Annotated in this window: 18 protein-coding genes; 4 read left to right on the forward strand and 14 right to left on the reverse strand. The window is 45.8% G+C overall.

Annotated features, from left to right (window positions below; genetic code table 11):
* Nucleotides 1-17: 17 nt before the first annotated feature.
* The 4 genes from CLIN57ABFB40_RS16935 (at nucleotide 18) to CLIN57ABFB40_RS16950 (ending at nucleotide 3,614) form a co-directional block, all read left to right on the forward strand.
* Nucleotides 18-1,019: a DUF4435 domain-containing protein gene (locus CLIN57ABFB40_RS16935; protein WP_175631162.1), complete on the forward strand. Its 1,002-nt coding sequence runs from the start codon at nucleotides 18-20 to the stop codon at nucleotides 1,017-1,019.
* A 32-nt stretch (nucleotides 1,020-1,051) separates the two neighbouring features.
* On the forward strand, nucleotides 1,052-2,392 hold the full coding sequence (locus CLIN57ABFB40_RS16940) for a mechanosensitive ion channel family protein (protein ID WP_175631163.1): 1,341 nt from the start codon (nucleotides 1,052-1,054) through the stop codon (nucleotides 2,390-2,392).
* A 55-nt stretch (nucleotides 2,393-2,447) separates the two neighbouring features.
* Entirely contained in the window at nucleotides 2,448-3,344 is an 897-nt protein-coding gene (locus tag CLIN57ABFB40_RS16945; RefSeq protein WP_175631164.1) for an AraC family transcriptional regulator, read from the forward strand.
* Nucleotides 3,345-3,431: 87 nt separating this feature from the next.
* Complete coding sequence (locus tag CLIN57ABFB40_RS16950; RefSeq protein WP_175631165.1) at nucleotides 3,432-3,614, forward strand: hypothetical protein; 183 nt, start codon at nucleotides 3,432-3,434, stop codon at nucleotides 3,612-3,614.
* Between the two features lie 100 nt (nucleotides 3,615-3,714).
* Here the strand turns inward: CLIN57ABFB40_RS16950 and CLIN57ABFB40_RS16955 are convergent, their stop codons facing one another.
* The 14 genes from CLIN57ABFB40_RS16955 to dxs form a co-directional block, all read right to left on the reverse strand.
* Nucleotides 3,715-5,154, reverse strand: a complete 1,440-nt coding sequence (locus CLIN57ABFB40_RS16955; RefSeq protein WP_175631166.1) for an NADH-quinone oxidoreductase subunit N — start codon at nucleotides 5,152-5,154, stop codon at nucleotides 3,715-3,717.
* A 38-nt stretch (nucleotides 5,155-5,192) separates the two neighbouring features.
* Nucleotides 5,193-6,677 (reverse strand): NuoM family protein, encoded by a 1,485-nt coding sequence (locus tag CLIN57ABFB40_RS16960; RefSeq protein ID WP_175631167.1) that lies wholly within the window; start codon nucleotides 6,675-6,677, stop codon nucleotides 5,193-5,195.
* 13 nt (nucleotides 6,678-6,690) lie between these two features.
* Complete coding sequence (gene nuoL / locus CLIN57ABFB40_RS16965; protein ID WP_175631168.1) at nucleotides 6,691-8,580, reverse strand: NADH-quinone oxidoreductase subunit L; 1,890 nt, start codon at nucleotides 8,578-8,580, stop codon at nucleotides 6,691-6,693.
* Between the two features lie 108 nt (nucleotides 8,581-8,688).
* Nucleotides 8,689-8,997 carry an NADH-quinone oxidoreductase subunit NuoK gene (nuoK, locus tag CLIN57ABFB40_RS16970; protein WP_007764713.1) on the reverse strand — a complete coding sequence of 103 codons (309 nt, stop codon included), beginning with the start codon at nucleotides 8,995-8,997 and terminating at the stop codon, nucleotides 8,689-8,691.
* Nucleotides 8,998-9,033: 36 nt separating this feature from the next.
* On the reverse strand, nucleotides 9,034-9,546 hold the full coding sequence (locus tag CLIN57ABFB40_RS16975; protein WP_175631169.1) for an NADH-quinone oxidoreductase subunit J: 513 nt from the start codon (nucleotides 9,544-9,546) through the stop codon (nucleotides 9,034-9,036).
* Nucleotides 9,547-9,548: 2 nt separating this feature from the next.
* Nucleotides 9,549-10,037 carry a 4Fe-4S binding protein gene (locus CLIN57ABFB40_RS16980; protein ID WP_175631170.1) on the reverse strand — a complete coding sequence of 163 codons (489 nt, stop codon included), beginning with the start codon at nucleotides 10,035-10,037 and terminating at the stop codon, nucleotides 9,549-9,551.
* Between the two features lie 11 nt (nucleotides 10,038-10,048).
* A complete protein-coding gene (gene nuoH, locus CLIN57ABFB40_RS16985) occupies nucleotides 10,049-11,125 on the reverse strand; it encodes an NADH-quinone oxidoreductase subunit NuoH (RefSeq protein ID WP_175631171.1) in 1,077 nt (358 codons plus the stop codon).
* Nucleotides 11,126-11,218: 93 nt separating this feature from the next.
* Entirely contained in the window at nucleotides 11,219-12,811 is a 1,593-nt protein-coding gene (locus CLIN57ABFB40_RS16990; protein WP_175631172.1) for an NADH-quinone oxidoreductase subunit D, read from the reverse strand.
* A 27-nt stretch (nucleotides 12,812-12,838) separates the two neighbouring features.
* Entirely contained in the window at nucleotides 12,839-13,441 is a 603-nt protein-coding gene (locus CLIN57ABFB40_RS16995; RefSeq protein WP_005677205.1) for an NADH-quinone oxidoreductase subunit B, read from the reverse strand.
* Nucleotides 13,432-13,782 (reverse strand): NADH-quinone oxidoreductase subunit A, encoded by a 351-nt coding sequence (locus CLIN57ABFB40_RS17000; protein ID WP_024986404.1) that lies wholly within the window; start codon nucleotides 13,780-13,782, stop codon nucleotides 13,432-13,434. The genes CLIN57ABFB40_RS16995 and CLIN57ABFB40_RS17000 overlap by 10 nt, the downstream gene beginning before the upstream one ends.
* A gap of 118 nt (nucleotides 13,783-13,900) precedes the next feature.
* A complete protein-coding gene (locus tag CLIN57ABFB40_RS17005) occupies nucleotides 13,901-14,278 on the reverse strand; it encodes a hypothetical protein (protein ID WP_175631173.1) in 378 nt (125 codons plus the stop codon).
* Nucleotides 14,279-14,390: 112 nt separating this feature from the next.
* Complete coding sequence (locus CLIN57ABFB40_RS17010) at nucleotides 14,391-15,842, reverse strand: TrkH family potassium uptake protein (RefSeq protein ID WP_175631174.1); 1,452 nt, start codon at nucleotides 15,840-15,842, stop codon at nucleotides 14,391-14,393.
* 27 nt (nucleotides 15,843-15,869) lie between these two features.
* Nucleotides 15,870-17,210: a Trk system potassium transporter TrkA gene (gene trkA / locus CLIN57ABFB40_RS17015; protein WP_175631175.1), complete on the reverse strand. Its 1,341-nt coding sequence runs from the start codon at nucleotides 17,208-17,210 to the stop codon at nucleotides 15,870-15,872.
* Nucleotide 17,211: 1 nt separating this feature from the next.
* On the reverse strand, nucleotides 17,212-19,116 hold the full coding sequence (gene dxs, locus CLIN57ABFB40_RS17020) for a 1-deoxy-D-xylulose-5-phosphate synthase (protein WP_175631176.1): 1,905 nt from the start codon (nucleotides 19,114-19,116) through the stop codon (nucleotides 17,212-17,214).
* Nucleotides 19,117-19,127 lie beyond the last annotated feature (11 nt).

Here is a 19,127-nt window from a genome sequence, read left to right on the forward strand (position 1 = left end):
CGTTAATCACTAACTACATGGCAACTTCACTACGAGATAACCTGACTTCTTCCTACTTCAACGCAGCCCACAAACTTTATTCGAAGAAGGCTCGCCGGCGTATCATTGCTTACGTAGAAAGCTATGACGATATCGCATTCTGGCGTACGCTGCTTGAAGAGTTTGAAGATGACGAACACTATTTCCAAGTGATGCTCCCTTCCGCCAACTCCCTCGCGAAAGGGAAAAAGATGGTTCTCATGAACACGTTGAATACAGCCGAGTTGGGAAGAAGTCTGATAGCCTGCGTAGACAGCGATTATGACTTCCTGTTGCAGGGAGCCACCAATACTTCCCGCAAAATCAACCGGAACAAATACATATTCCAAACCTATACGTACGCCATTGAGAACTACCATTGTTTTGCCGAAAGTCTGCATGAAGTATGCGTACAAGCCACATTGAACGACCGCTTTATCTTTGATTTCAATGCTTACCTGAAAAGGTATTCCGAAATCGTATATCCTCTTTTCCTGTGGAATATATGGTTCTACCGCCAACGGGACACCTACACCTTCCCAATGTACGACTTCCACACTTATACTGCCTTGTGTGAGATAAGCCTCAAGCATCCGGAAAAGAGTCTGGAAGCATTGCAACAGCGTGTCAACCAAAAACTGGCGGAACTGAAGAAACGTTTCTTCAGCAGCATCAACCAAGTGAATGCGTTGCGCACTGAACTGCGAGAATTAGGACTGATGCCGGAAACCACTTATTTATATATGCAGGGGCATCATGTGATGGACAATGTGGTGATGAAACTTCTCACTCCGGTGTGTACGGTACTGCGCCGGGAACGTGAACAGGAGATTAAACGGCTTGCCGAACATAATGAACAATTCAAGAACGAATTAACTTGTTACCAGAACAGTCAGGTGAATGTGGAAATTATGCTGAAGAAGAATGTTGCCTACAAACGGCTGTTCCATTATGACTGGCTGAGACAAGATATAAATGAATATTTAGGAAAAGGAAAATAACAGCCTAAAAATAAGAAGAGAGAATGTTGCTTATGGAAGATGTAAAAGAAGTGATTGACATAGTGCCTGTTGCATTAGCTGACGGAGGGATACAAGATACCGGTAATGCAATGATGCAAGGCGTGAATGACGTTTTGTTGTCAATGGGGGTGGATGAAGTCTGGGCGGATAAGATTGATAACTTTATCATATTGTTGCTTATTATCGGAGTAGCCCTGTTAGCTAACCTGGTCTGCCGTAAGATAATATTGCGCACAGTTTCCAGATTGGTGAAACAGACGAAAGCTACTTGGGATGATATTGTATTCAATGACAAGGTGATGGCAAACCTTAGTAGGATGGTAGCGCCGATATTGATTTATGTAGCCATTCCTATCGCATTCCCCGAACATGCAGATTCCGCCTTGCTCGATTTTCTTCGCAGGCTCTGCATGATTTATATACTGGCAGTCTTCCTGCGTTTTGTGAGTGCGCTCTTTACTGCCATCTATCTGGTGTACAGCGCACGCGAGCAATATAAGGACAAACCCCTGAAAGGGCTTCTTCAGACAGCACAAGTGATTCTATTCTTTATAGGAGCTATTATCATCATCAGTATCCTGATAAAGCAAAGCCCTGTGGTGCTATTGACCGGACTTGGGGCTTCTGCCGCCGTGCTGATGTTGGTTTTCAAAGACAGCATCATGGGCTTTGTCTCCGGTATCCAGCTTTCCGCCAACAATATGTTGAAAGTGGGAGATTGGATTACCATGCCGAAATACGGTGCTGACGGCACAGTGATAGAAGTAACTTTGAACACTGTGAAAGTACGTAATTTCGACAATACCATTACCACTATTCCGCCTTACCTGCTGATTAGCGATTCTTTCCAGAACTGGCAGGGAATGCAGGAATCCGGCGGTCGCCGTGTGAAACGCTCCATTAATATAGATATGACCAGCGTACGTTTCTGCACCCCGGAGATGTTGGCGAAATACCGCAAGATACAGTTGTTGAAAGATTACGTAGAGCAAACGGAAAAAGTGGTCGAACAATATAACAAGGAACACGATATTGACAATTCAATACTGGTGAACGGACGCCGCCAGACCAACCTGGGAGTTTTCCGTGCTTACCTGACCAACTATCTGAAGAGTCTGCCTACTGTCAATCAAGAAATGACTTGCATGGTGCGTCAACTTCAGCCTACGTCAACCGGTATTCCGATGGAACTTTACTTTTTTTCCGCCAATAAAGTTTGGGTTGCGTATGAAGGCATACAGGCGGATGTTTTCGACCATGTACTTGCTATCATACCCGAATTTGACTTACAGGTATTCCAGAATCCTTCGGGTGCGGATTTGCGCCGGATAGGAGTAAAGATAGAAGACTGATAAGCACAATAAAACAAATGATATTCCAATAAAATCACAATAAACTACTTATGTTATGAGCACACCGTTACCTAATCAGATAATCCGCGAGATTACTCCTTTGTCAGACAAAGACTGCTTTTATATTGCGGAACGTTATAAGACAGAATTCACTTATCCCATTCACAACCATTCCGAGTTTGAGCTGAACTTTACGGAGAAAGCGGCGGGAGTGAGGAGAGTAGTTGGAGATTCTTCCGAAGTGATAAGCGACTATGACCTGGTCTTGATAACAGGTAAAGACCTCGAACACGTATGGGAACAGAACGAGTGCCGTTCGAGGGAGATACGGGAGATAACGATTCAGTTCTCTTCCGACCTCTTCTTCAAGAGTTTCATCAATAAGAATCAATTCGATTCTATCCGCCGGATGCTGGATAAAGCGCAGAAAGGACTTTGTTTTCCGATGTCCGCGATTCTTAAAATATATCCGTTGCTGGATACGCTTGCTTCTGAGAAACAGGGATTCTATGCAGTCATCAAGTTTATGACGATTCTCTACGAACTTTCCCTTTTCGAAGAAGAAGCCCGCACGTTATCCAGTTCATCGTTTGCCAAGATAGATATTCATTCCGACAGCCGACGTGTGCAGAAAGTGCAGGAATATATCAACTCCCATTATCAGGAAGAGATTCGTTTAGGACAGTTGGCAGATATGGTCGGAATGACGGATGTATCATTCAGTAGGTTCTTCAAACTGCGTACAGGAAAGAATCTTTCTGATTATATCATTGATATCCGTCTTGGTTTCGCTTCCCGCCTGTTGGTGGATTCCACCATGTCGATAGCTGAAATCTGCTATGAGTGCGGATTCAACAACCTTTCCAATTTCAACCGTATCTTCAAGAAGAAAAAAGCTTGCTCGCCTAAAGAATTCCGTGAGAATTACCGGAAAAAGAAGAAGCTGGTTTAACAAATCGAGTGCTCTGTCACAATTAAATGATGATTCGGAATTAGGCATGGTTGATTATACTCTCTGCAGGGAGTAATTGGGAAAGCCATGCATGAGATAGTTTCCGCCATGCTGGAACTAAATGTTTTTCATGTACTGAAACTAAAAGTTTCATGCCGGGAAACAAACCGTTTCACGCCGAGAAACAAAGTGTTTCAAGTAGTGAAACGAAGTGTTTCAACCTATGAAACAAATTTTGAAACTGGCGGATATGATTTCTCTTCATTCTGATTCTTCAGATTATAAAGTTTTAGGAAAGTTAAAAGAGGTTGTGCCAGCGTTTTGACATAACCTCTTTTTCAGTTGTGCAGTCTCGACCGGTTCTTGTTTATTATATCCCGAACGAGAGTTTATCAATAGATTGATAGACAATACTTGCAATACCCAGTCCGATGATGCCCAGCGTACAAAGAGCCAGTCCCCATTTTGTACAGCGGTCGCTGCGGAAAGTAGGAATCGGATTGTCGGAAGGAGTGATATACATTGCCTTCACAATCAGCAGGTAGTAGTACAATGAAATCACTGTATTGACCAATGCGATGAATACCAACAGGTGGAATCCTGCATTGAAAGCTGCCATGAAGATAAAGAACTTGGAGAAGAATCCGGCAAACGGCGGGATACCTGCCAATGAGAACAGGGATAAAGTCATCAGGAAAGCTATTTTCGGATTCGTCTTATAAAGTCCTGCATAGTCTTCGAGCGTGAACTTCTGGCTGCGTAGTGCTACGATGGTGATTACGGCAAATACACCGAGGTTGGCGGCAGCATATACAAGCACGTAATACACTAATGCCGTCATTCCCTGTGCCGTTCCGCCGATAACGCCAAGCATGATATATCCCGCTTGTGAGATACTGGAGAATGCCATCAGACGTTTTAGGTTCTGTTGGCGGATGGCGAATATATTGGCGATAGTGATAGAGGCGATAGTCACCCAATAAAGTACTTCCTGCCAGTCGTTTATCATCGGCGCGAATACTTTGATAAGGATAGCCAGCAGAACGAAAGCTGCCGAACCTTTTGAAACGACGCTCAGATAAGCGGTAACTGTACTCGGCGCACCTTCATATACGTCCGCTGTCCACAGGTGGAACGGAACGAGTGACAGCTTGAATGCCATACCCGTGAAGAAGAACACGAATGCCATAATTTGTAACGGATTTCCGTCGATATGAGCGGGAAGGTCGTCAAAGTACAATGTCCCGGTAGAGCCGTAAATCATAGACAGACCGAACAGTAACAATGCGCTGGAGAAGAGGGCGGTAAGGATATATTTGGCTCCCGCTTCGGCAGAGTTGTGGCGGTATTTGTCAAAGGCAATCAGAGCGGCCATCGGGATAGATGCCGTTTCCAGTCCGATAAAGAACATCAGGAAATGTCCGGCGGAAATCATAAGATACATACCAAACAGGGTGGAAAGTGTCAGTACATAAAATTCTCCTTGTTTGAATGAGGTATCTTCACGTTTCATCCATTCGTGTGCCATCAGGAAGACAATCAACGTACCTACATTCAGGATTGATTTGACAACCGTATGCATGGGTACATAATGGTACATGCCGCCGAATATGTCGCAGGCAGTTTCCGGAACAAGGTTGATAGCTGTATGAATCGCCATCAAGATGACGGGTAACATGGTGTTCAGCCGTGCCTTCCCATCATTCTTGTGTGCGTCCGGACTCATGAAGAGGTCGGCCAAAAACAGTAGTATCAGGACAACTACGAGCGACAGCTCTTCTCGCATATGTAGAAATTGTGAATAATCCATATTGTTAATTTACTATTTAACGATTTACAATTTACTATTTAGGGTATCAGTTGTGAGACAACCGGCAATACGCTTTCACCAATCATGTGGCTGACCCAGAAAGGAGCCATACCCAGTCCGGCTACACAAACGATGAGGCAGATGACTGCTACACGCTCGTCCCATGTTGCGTCGGTCAGCTCGAGGTGGTGCTTGTTGGTGCAGGTTCCGTATAGAATCTTACCTATCAGGCGCAGGATATAGACTGCTGTAATCACAATCGAAGAGCAGGCGATGATAGTCAACGCGCGATGGAATACTTCGTTGTTCTGGAAAGAACCAACGAAGATAGTCATCTCGGCAATGAAACCACTCAGTCCCGGCAGGCCGAGGTTGGCAAGACCGGCAATCACGTAACATACGCTGAGGAACGGCATAATCTTCATCAGACCGGCAAGCTCGCGAATGTCACGGGTGTGTGTACGTCCGTAAATCATACCGATAAGGGCGAAGAACAGGGCTGTCATCAATCCGTGCGAAAGCATCTGAAGGATAGCTCCCGTTGCAGCCGTCTGGTTCAGCATCAGGATAGCGAAGAGAACCAGTCCGCAGTGGGATACGGAAGAGTAAGCATTGATATATTTCAAGTCTGTCTGTACACAAGCGGAGAAAGCTCCGTAGACAACAGAGATACCTGTCAGTATCAAGAATATCCACGAAAGTTCGTTAGCAGCTTCCGGCATCAGATATATGGCAATGCGGAAACATCCGTAACCGCCCAGTTTCATTAAGACTCCTGCATGGAGCATGGATACTGCTGTCGGGGCGGAAGCGTGACCGTCAGGGCTCCAGGTATGGAACGGGAAGAGAGCACCCAGTACGCCAAAACCGAGGAAAGTCAGCGGGAACCAAATGCATTGCTGTGCAAAAGGTATATTGTGCAGTTGTGCGATTTCGAGCAGGTTCATTGTCGTCGCTCCCGAACCGAAGTAGATTCCGAGGATTCCAATCAGCAGGAAGGCGGAACCGCCCATCAACATCAGTGTCAGCTTCATGGCTGCGTATTCCTTGTGTCCCGAACCCCATACGCCAATCAGCAGGTACATAGGTATCAAGGCTATTTCGTAGAACATAAACATGGTGAACAAGTCCACGGATATAAAGAATCCGAACACTCCCATTGACAATAGGGTGAACCAAAGGAAATACTCTTTTGTCAGTGGTTGCAGACGCCAGGAAGCAAATGTTCCGGTGAATACGATGATGGCGGACAGTAACAGCATGGCTACTGAGATTCCGTCTACGCCTACCGAGTATGAGATATGAAGCGGTGCATACCAAAGAGTGTCTGCACGGAAAAGCATTTCTGCTGTGTTTCCGGCACTACGTTCTCCCAAATACATGAATGTCAGTACGACAGAGGCTATCAGGAGTGCCGATGCGCCAGTAACCATAACCCCACGGATGGCTTTTATTCCTCGTGCTGCCCAAAGTCCGGCCAGCATCAGGATGGGGATAAGTACGAATATTGATAAGAAATTCATATCGTTCTGTGCTTTATAAGATTAATAGTAAGATAAGTGCCAGTGCACCGCAAAGGAACACATATGCATATTGCTGTACCTGACCGCTTTGCAAACCGCGGATTTCGTCGCTTGTGGTATTGGTAGCCCATGCCAGGAAGTCAAAGAATCCATCTATTACATGACGGTCAAACCATGCGATAGGAGTAGAGATGCAGCGGAAGATAATCTTATGCGTAATGAACTGGTATATATCATCAATATAGAAACGATTATAAGCAGCCTTGTGCAATCCCTTGAACTGCTTTGCCAGTGAATCGGCAACAGGCTGTTTGGCATTCTTATACATCCAAGTCGCGATTGCAATAGAAATAATGGCAATAACGACGCTTGTGATAGCTACCGACGGGTCGAGATGGATTGAGTAAGACTCACCGTTCGAACTGATGAAATGTCCGAAAGGAATAAATCCGGCACCACAGGTAACGGCTGCCAGGAACATCAATGGGAATGTCATAGCCAACGGACTTTCATGGGGCGTGTGGTGAGCATGAAGCTCTTTATTTTCCTTGCCCCAGAAGATGCCGTAGTAAAGGCGGAACATATAGAAAGCAGTCATTGCGGCAATTACCGTCATCACCCACCCCATTACAGGACTGTATTGGAAGCAGGCAGCCAAAATCTCATCTTTCGAGAAGAAACCGGAGAACGGGGGGATACCTGCAATGGCAAGGCAGGCAATCAGGAATGTCCAGTGAGTGACAGGCATATATTTGCGTAATCCGCCCATGGCTGACATCTCATTGGAGTGTACCGCATGAATGATGCTACCTGCGCCCAGGAAGAGCAATGCTTTGAACATGGCGTGTGTGAAAAGGTGGAACATGGATGCCATGTATCCCAATCCGCCTTCGTGTGGGTTTATCGAAGTACAAACGCCTAAAGCTACCATCATAAAACCAATCTGAGAGATAGTAGAGAAAGCGAGTACCCGCTTGATATCCGATTGTACACAAGCTACACTTGCTGCATAGAAAGCGGTGAATGCCCCCACCCAGGCTACCATATGCAATGTATTCGGAGCATAAGCAATGAAAAGCGGGAACATACGTGCCACCAGATAAACTCCGGCAACTACCATCGTAGCCGCGTGAATCAAAGCGCTGACCGGAGTAGGGCCTTCCATTGCGTCGGGCAACCATATATGCAATGGGAACATCGCACTTTTACCGGCACCGCCCACGAACATCAATCCGAGAGCTAACGGAAGCATGGCAGCTCCACCGCTGACCAACGATACCGTATCCGGAGTGAAACCGAACGTTCCGCCATAATATCCGTAAATCAGGATACCGAGCAGGAAGCCCAAGTCGGCAAAACGAGTGACAATAAATGCTTTCTTTGAAGCGGAGATTGCAGCAGGTTTTGTATAGTAGAATCCGATTAATAAATAAGAACTTACACCCACCAATTCCCAAAAGAGATACATTTGGAAGATGTTTGTCGCTACTACCAGTCCCAGCATAGACATGGTAAACAGGGAGAGGAAAGCGTAGTAACGTTGAAAACCAGTCTCGCCTTTCATGTAGCCGAAGGAGTAGATATGCACCATCAGTGACACGGTAGAGATGACAATCAACATCATCACAGATATAGGATCGAGCAGGATGCCCAGGTCGAAGTGTAATGTCTCTGTAAAAGGAAGCCACGTGAAATTGTAAGGTATCAATGTGGCAAATGTTCCGTCTTCCAGCCGTGGGGCGGAGAAATATTGGAAAGCAGTCACATAAGACAGTACTGCTACCGTTCCCAGTATCAGAGTACCGATGGTACCCGCTGTCCGATGCGACATCCATTTTCCCCCGATTCCCAATATGAGAAAGGAGAAGAAAGGAAGAAGGAGTATTAGAATTGTTAGTTCCATACAGTTTTATTTAATTACTTGTTTTATTATTACTTATATTATAATATCTCACAAATTCATCCGTCCGTCTATTCATCCGAATGAAAACCTGGAAGTGGCACCTTGCCACTACCATTTCAAGTCGTCGAGGTTGCGGACTTGGATGCTTCGGAGATTACGGTAGATATTGATCATGATGGCGATAGCTATTGCAGTTTCCGCGGCTGAGATGGCGATGGAGAACAGTGCAAAGAAATAACCTTCCATTCCTCCCGGGAAGAGAAAACGATTGAACACGGCGAAGTTGATGTCCGTGGCGTTCAGCATTAACTCTACGGAAATCAGGATAGCCAGCGTGTTACGGCGGGTAAAGAATCCATAGATTCCTGCAAACATCATGATGGTAGAGACTACCAGATAATATTCCATGTGTATCATATTCAATTCAATGTTTGATAGTTAATACTTTCGTTCTTATCTCTTTCGGGCAATCATGATACCACCGATGATACAAGCTAGTAATAAGATACTGACTGCTTCGAAAGGCAATACATAGCCGTATTTGTCACTACTCAGCAAGGCATGTCCGATAGCGTGGATGTTTATCTCCTGCGGGGCAAGGTTCGCTGTCTGCATAAAGTTATGTTTCAGCGTGATAAACAGGATAATTGCCAAGCCGGCAACCATTGTAAAAAGTCCTGCCAGGAACCTGCTTCGTTTTAGTTTCTCGGCTCGGTCGCCCTCGCCACTGGTCAGCAGGATGGAGAATACATAAAGCACAACGATACCACCAGCGTAAACCATAATTTGGACGGAGCCTAAAAAGGTGTAGCCCAGCAAGAAGTAGATGCCGGCCGTGCCGAAGAGCACGAAGAGCAGGTAAGTAGCCGAGCGGACAATACGTTGGGTAGTCACCGTCATGATGGACATAGCAGTAATAAATGCTGCCAAAAAGTAGAATACTACTGTTTCAAGAGTTGCTCCCATATCTAAACTTCTTTTTTCTTTTCTATTACTTTACTACCGTCATGATTCAGTTTCAAGACGAGCTTGGAACGGTCGAATACTGCATGCTCGAAGTTCTGGTCGAACATGATAGCATCGTGCGGACAAGCATTTACACAAAGTTGGCAGAATATACAAGCGCCCAGGTCATATTCATAGGTCGCCAGGATTTTCTTCTTCTTGCCGTCTTCTGTTTCAATCGTTTCGCTGGTCACTTTGATTGTGTCGTTCGGACAAGCCATCTGACATAATCCGCAGGCAACACAGCGATGTTCATTATTCTCATTGTGGGGCATGTTCAGCGTTCCGCGGAACCGGTCGAACATCTTCAGCTCCTTCCGGTTTTCGGGATATTGCTCGGTCACTTTCTTGCGGAAGTAAACCTTGATGCTGGTTTTCATACCCGTTGCCAGTGTACTGATGCCATGCACCAGACCACCTAAGTACGTATATTTTTTATCTTTATATTCCATAATCTAATCTGCTAGAAGTGAAAGCCGAAGGCTACGCAACATGCCATTAATAATAGATTTACCATAGAAATAGGAACCAGGTACTTCCATTCCAGATTCAGAATCTGGTCGATACGTAGACGGGGGAATGTCCATTTAATCCACATCAGCAGGAATACCACAAAGAACGCTTTGCCGAAGAACCAGATAAATCCGGGGATATAATCCATTACGGCATTAAATCCGTCCAAACCGACGATGTGCAACGGCATCCATCCTCCCAGGAAAATGGTGGCAGCAACACTGGCTACGATAAACAGGTTCAAGTATTCTGCCAGATAGAAGAAACCGAAACCCATACCGGAATATTCGGTGTGGTATCCGGCAGTCAGCTCACTTTCCGCTTCGGGAAGGTCGAACGGACCACGGTTACATTCGGCGTTTCCGGCAATCAGGTAGATGATAAAGGCAATCACGGCGGGGATATGTCCCTTGAAGATAAACCAGCCATTGGCTTGCCCTTCCACAATTTCAGAAAACTGCATGGTTCCCATCAACACGACCATTGTCATAATGCTCATACCAACAGAGAGCTCATAACTGATAATCTGCGCGCCACTTCGCATAGCACCAATCAGAGAGAACTTATTGTTACTACCCCAACCGGCAAGCAAAATACCAACTACTTCGATGCTGGAAGCTGCCAACAGAAAGAATACCCCTACATTGAAATTCAGAATTTCCGCTCCCTTATTAAAAGGAATACAAGAGAAAGTAAGGAACGAGGCGATAATCACCATGAACGGAGCCAGATTGTAGAGGAAATGGTCGGCACCTTTTGGCATGAAAATTTCCTTGGTCATCATTTTGAGCACGTCGCATACTACTTGGATAGAACCCCATTTGCCCACCCGGTTCGGACCGAGACGACACTGGAAGAACCCGCAGACCTTGCGCTCCATGTAAATCAATATGATAGCGAGGATGGCATACAATGCAACAATGCACACGCCGACAGCCACACATTCTATAAATACAGCCACTCCCTCAGGCATAATGGAGAGAAGCAGCTCATGTATCCAATTTGTTACTATACTAAAGTCGAACATATTTAATTAGTGTTTAGTGTTTAATGATTAGTAATTAACATATTGATGCATTCTTTTCCGTTAATCGTTCATCACTAAACGTTAATCGTTAACTTACCGGTCTATATCCGGAACCACATAGTCCAGCGTTCCGCCAATGGCAATCAGGTCGGCAATCTTCGCTCCACGACAGATCGTGTCGATGGCGGCTACAAGCGGCAGCCCCGTGGCACGATAGTGCAGGCGATACGGCATCTTGTCACCCTGGCTTTCGAGGAAAACACCGAATTCACCGCGGCTTCCTTCCACAGCAGCATAGTAGCTGCCTTCGGGAACACGGATGATAGGTTTCATCTTCTCCTGATACGGCCCTTCGGGGATATTATCTATTAATTGCTCAATGATGTTCAGACTTTCCATGATTTCGTCCATACGCACCAGATAGCGGGCGAAGCAGTCGCCTTCCGTATAAATGATTTCTTTGAAATCCACTTTGTCATATACACCGTACGGTATCCGCTTGCGCACGTCGCAGGCCCAGCCCGAAGCACGGCCTGTACCACCGGTGCAACCGAAAGAAATAGCATCCTCGCGACTTAGTACACCCACGCCTTTCATACGGCTTTGAGCAATGATATTGCCTGTGAATATATCGTGATATTCGTGAATAATACCTCTCATATACGGAATAAATTCTTTCACCCGTTTGACGAAGTTCGGGTGAAGGTCAGCCTGTACACCGCCAATCGTATTGTAGTTCATAATCAAGCGTCCGCCACAAGTCTCCTCAAAAATATCAAGAATCTTTTCACGGTCACGGAATCCGTAGAAGAAAGCCGTCAGTGCTCCGAGGTCCATGGCAAGGGCGGAAAAGAATAACAGGTGAGAGTCGATACGTTGCAACTCATCCATAATCGTACGGATATATTGTACACGCTCGCTGACTTCGATACCCATCGCCTTCTCGATGCACATACATAATGCATGCCGGTTCTGATGCGCACCCAAATAATCAAGACGATCTGTAAGAGCCAATGTCTGAGGATAGGTAAGACTCTCGTTCATCTTCTCGATACCCCGATGGATATATCCGCAGTTTGCGTCAATCTTACGGATGATTTCACCTTCGAGAGAAACACGGAAACGCATTACACCGTGAGTTGCAGGGTGTTGCGGGCCGATATTGACTACGTATTCTTCTTCTCCGAAGAGTTTTGTTTCTTTGTTTTTGATTGTTCCGTCCGGGTTGAGTTCTATTTCCTGAGTCGTGTCGAACGTTTCCTCATTGGTCATGCAGAGCGGATTATCTTTTTCCGGATCATTGTCTTTGCGCATCGGATAACCTATCCAGTCGTTACGCAGATACAGACGACGCATATCGGGATGACCGATAAAGGTGATGCCGTAATAATCGAAAACTTCGCGTTCGTAGAAGTCTGCTATCTTCCATATATCGCTGACAGACGGTATTTCCGGCAAGTCACGGTTGGTTGTCGCAGTTTTCAGCGCCATCCGTTCGCCCGTGACGGTAGATTCCAGATGATAGACTACGCCTAAACCGCGGAGTTTCTCCGGAGCGTCTTTCTCATCCGCTGCTCCCCAGTCCATGCCGGTGAGGCTTTCGAGAAAGTCCATCTGCTTTTCATTTCGCAAGCGCAGCATCTCGTCGTGTAATGCTGCAGGAGCTATAAATTGTATTTCTTGCATAAATCAAATTAAATTAAGAACGTAGAGTCATTCTTCATTTTTTATATAATCCGGTTTCTTCTCTTTCCTGTTTACTCCACCAAAGAACTTTTCTATTTTCACTTTGCGTTGCAACTGCATCATGCCATAATAGAAAGCTTCGGGACGCGGCGGACATCCGGGGATATATACATCTACCGGAAGAATCTTGTCCACTCCGTTCACCACATGGTAGGACTTCTTGAAAGGACCGCCGCTGACAGCACATCCGCCTACGGCAACCACATATTTCGGGTCGGGCATCTGGTCGTACAGACGTTTCAGTACCGGAGCCATCTTGTTCGTGATTGTTCCGCATACCATAATCATGTCGGCCTGGCGCGGACTGGCACGGGCTACTTCAAACCCGAAGCGGGCCATATCATAACGCGCGGCACCCAGTGCCATAAATTCGATACCGCAACAACTGGTAGCGAAAGTAAGCGGCCACAGCGAATTGCTGCGTCCCCAGTTGATAAAGTCATCAAGAACTCCGAGAGCGACGTTTGCCCCTCCTGCATTAAGTTCCCTGACCAACTTTTCCAATGATTCATTGTCGATGAACTCCTCATACGGAATTGATTTTATTTTTGGCTTTTTGGTTATTTCCATTCCAAAGCTCCTTTCCTCCAGGCATAAGCAAGACCCAGAACTAGAATGATAAAGAAGAAGAGAATACTAATAAGTCCCTGTGGTCCCATGTCGCGCATGACCACTGCCCACGGAAACAGGAAAGCTGTTTCAACGTCGAACATCAGGAACAGGATAGCAAACAAGTAGTAACCTACACGGAACTGCATCCATGATTTACCACGTGTCGGTATACCACATTCGTAAGCTTCAAACTTTTGCACATTGTACGAACGGGGTGAAATAGCACGTGAAAGAGCTATCACTACACCGACAAAAGCAAGCGCTGTCAGTAAAACAACAACTAAAAATGTAAAATTCATAATTCAATAGCTGTTTAGATTGAATATTATAGAAATAAACAACTGGATTATCCACCCTCTGGGGGACGAAACCAACTGTAATATAAGTGACGGGTTAAAAAGCCGACTGTACTGTCGTCTAAACCACAATCTTTCTTAACCCATATATATAATAGGAGATAGGATCGTAGTAACAGGTGGGAGCGTGGAGCGATATAGGGTAAGGCGGAATTTGAAGTTTGTAATGCTCGCGGAAATAGGCTATTAGCAATAACACACTCTTGTCTGCCGGAACATGTGCAACTTCCGTATGACTCATATCGCAGGATTGGGTAGAATAAAAGTTATAAAGGCGTTCCAAAGCATTGTGTGCCGGATGGTCTTGGGATACATAGCACTTCTCCTGCCTGTAAGCCGGGGAAGAAACCTTGCAAATATTTTCTATTGCTCCATTTGTTGTGCAATGAATAAGCAAAGTCAGTACCAAAAGTAGTCCGAATTTTAAGCTTTGTTTCATCTTTTCCTTTTAACGGCTGCAAATATAGGACTAATATTTATACTTTTTGCAAAGTCCGGGTAGCAAAAAAGGTTTTTTTAGCACTCGACTTGATACAAATCAAGTCGAGTGCCTAGTTTTTCTTCCAGAAGTCGGAAGTGAAAAGCAACAGTACCGTAAATAATTCCAAACGTCCCAAAAGCATTAAGAAGGAAAGCAGCCATTTGGCAAGAACTGGTAATTCGCTCCAGGAGAAAGCAGGGCCGCATGTACCGAGTCCCGGTCCCATATTACCCATACTTGAGATGACTGTTCCGATTGATTCAAGGAAACCTACCCCAAGTCCCATCATGATAAGTATGCTGATAAGGGCAATCACTGCATACAAAAAGGTGAAAGCCAATACTGTGGACTGGATGGAAGGGGAGATAACCTGCTTGTTTACACGTACCGGAAGCACGGCATTGGGATGCAGGATATGTTTGAATTCATTTTTCACTACCTTAAATAAGATCACCATACGGATACACTTGATACCACCTGTCGTACTACCGGCACAGGCTCCGATAATCATCACAATAAGAAGGCATCCCCAAAGAATGGAAGGCCAAAGCATATAGTCGGCTGTGGCGAATCCTGTGGAAGTCTGCAATGAAATTACTTGGAAAAGTGATTTACGGAATGCTTCTTCCGCACCCATCGAAGATGTCTGGTAGAGCCAGGCTGCAATAAATAGGGTGAAGAAGGAAACGCATATAAAATAGAACTTCAATTCCGCGTCATGGATAAACTTCTTTATCTTGCCGTTGAACATTAACAGTAGCAGTGTGAAGTTGATCCCTGACAAAAACATGAAGATAGAGATTACATAATCTATATAGGGAGAGTGATAGTATTCAATACTGGTTTGCTTGGTAGAGAAACCACCGGTACTGGTCGTTGTGAAAGCATGGCATATACTGTCGAATACGCTCATGCCGCCAAATACTAACAATACAATGAGAGTTCCCGTCATTCCTGCATAAATACCCCAGATCCATTTGGCGGTAATGCCAATGCGGGGATGCACTTTGTCATGAGTAGGACCGCTGGCTTCTGCCGCAAATACCTGAATACCACCGACACCGAAAATAGGCAGGACGGCAATGGTAAAGAATACAATACCTAAACCGCCAATCCATTGCGTCATGGCGCGCCAGAAGAGTATTCCGTGCGGCATTGATTCGATGTTATTTAAGATAGTGGCTCCCGTACTGCTGAAACCCGACATGGTTTCAAAGAATGCGTTGGTGATACTTGGAATATATCCTCCTATATAATAAGGTAACATTCCGAAAAGAGAGAACGTGACCCATGCTACGCTGACAATGACATATCCGTCACGTCGGTTGAGTGATTTTTCCGCACCTTTGCCGATGGCAAGCAATACAATACCGACACCGGCAGTAATAGCCGATGAAACCAGAAAACTCTGCAAGTCATTCTCTTTGTAGAATAAAGAAACAACACCGCAGCATAGTAACATCGCAGTTTCTATGAGCAGCAGAAAACCCAGAATCCGGTATATCATCTTCGAGTTGATCATAAACAAATGTCAAGTATTACTTACTACCTAATGAAAGAATTTCTCGATTTTCTTAATCATCATACTCAAGCAGAACACTACTACATGGTCGCCCGGTTGAATCAGCGTATCACCGGTAACCAGTATTCCTTCTCCGTTGCGAATCATACCGCCGATAGTCGTCCCTTTCGGTAGTCCGAGGTCTTTGATCAGATGCTTTGTTATTTTTGCTCCGGCGGGTACAGTAAATTCTGCGACATCCGCATTGGCAAACGTCAGACATTTCACATTGGAGACGTCGGCATCCAGCATCATTTGATAAATATGGCTGGCGGCAATCATCTTCTTGTTGATGACCGTACCGATGTCAAGGCTTTCCGCCATGCCGATATAGTCGATATTTTCGACTTCTGCTACGGTCTTTTCCACCCCCATGCGTTTGGCGGCAAGACAAGCCAGTATGTTGGTTTCGGAATTTCCGGTCAGGGCAACGAAGGCTTCGGTATTCTTCAATCCTTCTTCGATGAGCAGATCCATGTCACGACCGTCCCCGTTGATAATCATCGTTTTGTCGTCCAACAGTTCTGTCAGCCGGTTGCAACGGTTAATGTCATTGTCTACGATTTTCACTTGCATATAGTCCGGCACGTATTGGGCGGTACGGACTGCGATGCGGCTTCCGCCCATAATCATCACGTTACGCACGTCGGCATAATCTTCCTTGCCGGCTATCTTACGTATATAAGGAATATATTTGCGGGTGGTGGTGAAATAAACAATGTCATGCAGTTTTATCACATCGTCTCCACGCGGAATAATGGTTTCCGTTCCGCGTTTGATGGCTACTACGTGATAAGGAATGTCCGGTGCCCCCAACTCATAAAGGGGAATATTCAGTATCTCCGCTTTTTCGCGCATCTTCGTACCGATCAGTACGAGTGCTCCGTCACAGAATTCCCACCATTGGCGTACCCAGCTCATGCGCATGGAAGATACGATTTCTTTGGCAGCCAACATCTCAGGGTAGATTAACGAATCCACTCCCAACTTTTGGAAGAACTCTTTGTTTTTGGGCAGAAGATATTCGTAATTATCGATACGTGCCACTGTCTTTTTAGCTCCCAGATTGGTAGCCAGCATACAGGCAGTCATGTTTCGGCTTTCGTCCGGAGTAACTGCAATGAAGAGGTCGGCTTCTTTGACACCTACCTCTTTCAGGCCGGAGATAGAAGAAGGAGAGGCGGCAACTGTCAGCAAGTCGAAATTGGAGCTGAGAGCACTTAGTTTCTCTTCGTCATCATCCATCAAGATAATATCTTGCTTTTCGCGCGATAACAGTTTTGCCAAATGGGTGCCTACGTTGCCGGCACCGGCGATAATAATCTTCATGTCAATTGATAAATTCTTTTATTTTAGTCAGAATGCCTTCCTCGTCCATGCCGCAGATGTGATAAAGTTCGGCCACTGAACCGTGTTCCACAAATATATTGGGGATACCGATACGCTTCACTGTCGGTTTGTATTCATTGTCTGCCATAAATTCGAGGATAGCGCTGCCCATACCGCCTTTGATAATGCCGTCTTCAACGGTAAGGATACGCTCGAATTTGCGACCTATTTCATGCAGTAACTCCTCATCCAGCGGTTTTAGGAAACGTAAATCATAATGGGCGATGGATTTACCAAGCTTGGCTTCTGCCTGGGCAATGGCGCGGGCGGCAGTGTTTCCTATCGGTCCGATAGTAATAACCGCAAGGTCGTCACCATCTTTCAACTTTCTTCCTTTTCCTACCGGAACTTCTTCTAGCGGACATTTCCAGTCCACCAACACGCCGCGTCCCCGTGGATAACGAATCACGAACGGACCTTTGTCCGGCAGTTGTGCTGTGTACATCAACCGGCGTAACTCGTGTTCGTCCATTGGCGAAGAAATAGTCAAGTTAGGTATCGGGCGCAGGCAAGCCATGTCAAAAGCTCCGTGATGTGTAGGCCCGTCCTCACCGACAAGTCCGGCACGGTCGAGACATAGTATCACAGGAAGATTCTGTATCGCTACGTCATGTATGATATTATCCTGTGCCCGTTGCAAAAAAGAAGAATAGATATTGCAGAACGGCAGCAATCCGTCTTTCGCCATACCGCCAGAGAAAGTCACGGCATGCCCTTCGGCAATACCGACATCAAATGCGCGTTTCGGCATTTTCTCCATGAGGATGTTCATCGAACAGCCGCTGGGCATGGCGGGAGTTACACCGACAATCTTCGGGTTGGCTTCGGCAAGCTCTACCAGTGTATTTCCGAATACATCCTGGAAGAGAGGCGGCATTCCTTCCGTGTTGGCAATGAAACGTTTGCCGGTGACGGGGTCGAACTTGCCCGGAGCATGCCATTCGGTAGCATGTTCTTCTGCCGGGGCGAACCCTTTTCCTTTTATAGTGTGTAAATGCAGGATTTTAGGTCCTTGCAAATCTTTAATATCATGCAGTACTCGGGCAAGATTCCTAACATCGTGCCCGTCTATCGGACCGAAATAACGGATATTCATCCCTTCGAAAATATTCTGTTGCTGTGCAGCCATCGACTTCAGGCTGTTGCCAAAACGTATCAGTGCTTTGCGGCGTTCCTCATTCAAGATACCGAGTTTGAACAACACACGTGACATGCTGAAACGCAACTGGTTGTAACGGTTGGTGGTCGTCAGGTTGAAAAGATACTGTTTCATGCCACCGACGCTGCGGTCGATAGCCATATCATTGTCATTCAGTATAATAAGCAGATTGTTCGGGGTGACAGATGCATTGTTCAACCCTTCAAAAGCCAGTCCGCCACTCATGGAACCGTCACCGATGATGGCTACCACATGACGTTTGGAATCTCCTTTCTGAGCGGCGGCAACAGCCATGCCAAGGGCAGCGGAGATTGAATTAGAAGCATGCCCGCATGTAAAAGTATCGTATTCGCTCTCTTCCGGTGATGGAAAAGGGCGTATTCCGCCAAACTTCCGGTTGGTGGAAAAAACTTCGCGACGTCCTGTCAGAATTTTATGGCCGTAAGCCTGATGTCCCACATCCCATACAATACGGTCATAGGGCGTATTGTAGATGTAGTGCAGAGCTACCGTCAGTTCCACTGTCCCCAGACTGGCGGCAAAATGTCCCGGATTGCAGCAGAGTTCTTTAATAATGTCTTGCCGCAGTTCATCGCATACTTCCGGCAGTTGGTCTACGTTTAGTTTCCGTAGGTCTTCGGGGTAATTAATAGCGTTTAGCAAGTTATATATCGGTTCATTCTTCATGATTCGAGAAA

The sequence above is a fragment of the Bacteroides acidifaciens genome (assembly GCF_903181435.1).
Taxonomy (GTDB): domain Bacteria; phylum Bacteroidota; class Bacteroidia; order Bacteroidales; family Bacteroidaceae; genus Bacteroides.

Coding starts and splice junctions, on each gene's coding strand:
- CLIN57ABFB40_RS16935 (WP_175631162.1), top strand. CDS start 18: ATGGCAACTTCACTACGAGATAACCTGACTTCTTCCTACTTCAACGCA.
- CLIN57ABFB40_RS16940 (WP_175631163.1), top strand. CDS start 1,052: ATGGAAGATGTAAAAGAAGTGATTGACATAGTGCCTGTTGCATTAGCT.
- CLIN57ABFB40_RS16945 (WP_175631164.1), top strand. CDS start 2,448: ATGAGCACACCGTTACCTAATCAGATAATCCGCGAGATTACTCCTTTG.
- CLIN57ABFB40_RS16950 (WP_175631165.1), top strand. CDS start 3,432: ATGCATGAGATAGTTTCCGCCATGCTGGAACTAAATGTTTTTCATGTA.
- CLIN57ABFB40_RS16955 (WP_175631166.1), bottom strand. CDS start 5,154: ATGGATTATTCACAATTTCTACATATGCGAGAAGAGCTGTCGCTCGTA.
- CLIN57ABFB40_RS16960 (WP_175631167.1), bottom strand. CDS start 6,677: ATGAATTTCTTATCAATATTCGTACTTATCCCCATCCTGATGCTGGCC.
- nuoL (WP_175631168.1), bottom strand. CDS start 8,580: ATGGAACTAACAATTCTAATACTCCTTCTTCCTTTCTTCTCCTTTCTC.
- nuoK (WP_007764713.1), bottom strand. CDS start 8,997: ATGATACACATGGAATATTATCTGGTAGTCTCTACCATCATGATGTTT.
- CLIN57ABFB40_RS16975 (WP_175631169.1), bottom strand. CDS start 9,546: ATGGGAGCAACTCTTGAAACAGTAGTATTCTACTTTTTGGCAGCATTT.
- CLIN57ABFB40_RS16980 (WP_175631170.1), bottom strand. CDS start 10,037: ATGGAATATAAAGATAAAAAATATACGTACTTAGGTGGTCTGGTGCAT.
- nuoH (WP_175631171.1), bottom strand. CDS start 11,125: ATGTTCGACTTTAGTATAGTAACAAATTGGATACATGAGCTGCTTCTC.
- CLIN57ABFB40_RS16990 (WP_175631172.1), bottom strand. CDS start 12,811: ATGCAAGAAATACAATTTATAGCTCCTGCAGCATTACACGACGAGATG.
- CLIN57ABFB40_RS16995 (WP_005677205.1), bottom strand. CDS start 13,441: ATGGAAATAACCAAAAAGCCAAAAATAAAATCAATTCCGTATGAGGAG.
- CLIN57ABFB40_RS17000 (WP_024986404.1), bottom strand. CDS start 13,782: ATGAATTTTACATTTTTAGTTGTTGTTTTACTGACAGCGCTTGCTTTT.
- CLIN57ABFB40_RS17005 (WP_175631173.1), bottom strand. CDS start 14,278: ATGAAACAAAGCTTAAAATTCGGACTACTTTTGGTACTGACTTTGCTT.
- CLIN57ABFB40_RS17010 (WP_175631174.1), bottom strand. CDS start 15,842: ATGATCAACTCGAAGATGATATACCGGATTCTGGGTTTTCTGCTGCTC.
- trkA (WP_175631175.1), bottom strand. CDS start 17,210: ATGAAGATTATTATCGCCGGTGCCGGCAACGTAGGCACCCATTTGGCA.
- dxs (WP_175631176.1), bottom strand. CDS start 19,116: ATGAAGAATGAACCGATATATAACTTGCTAAACGCTATTAATTACCCC.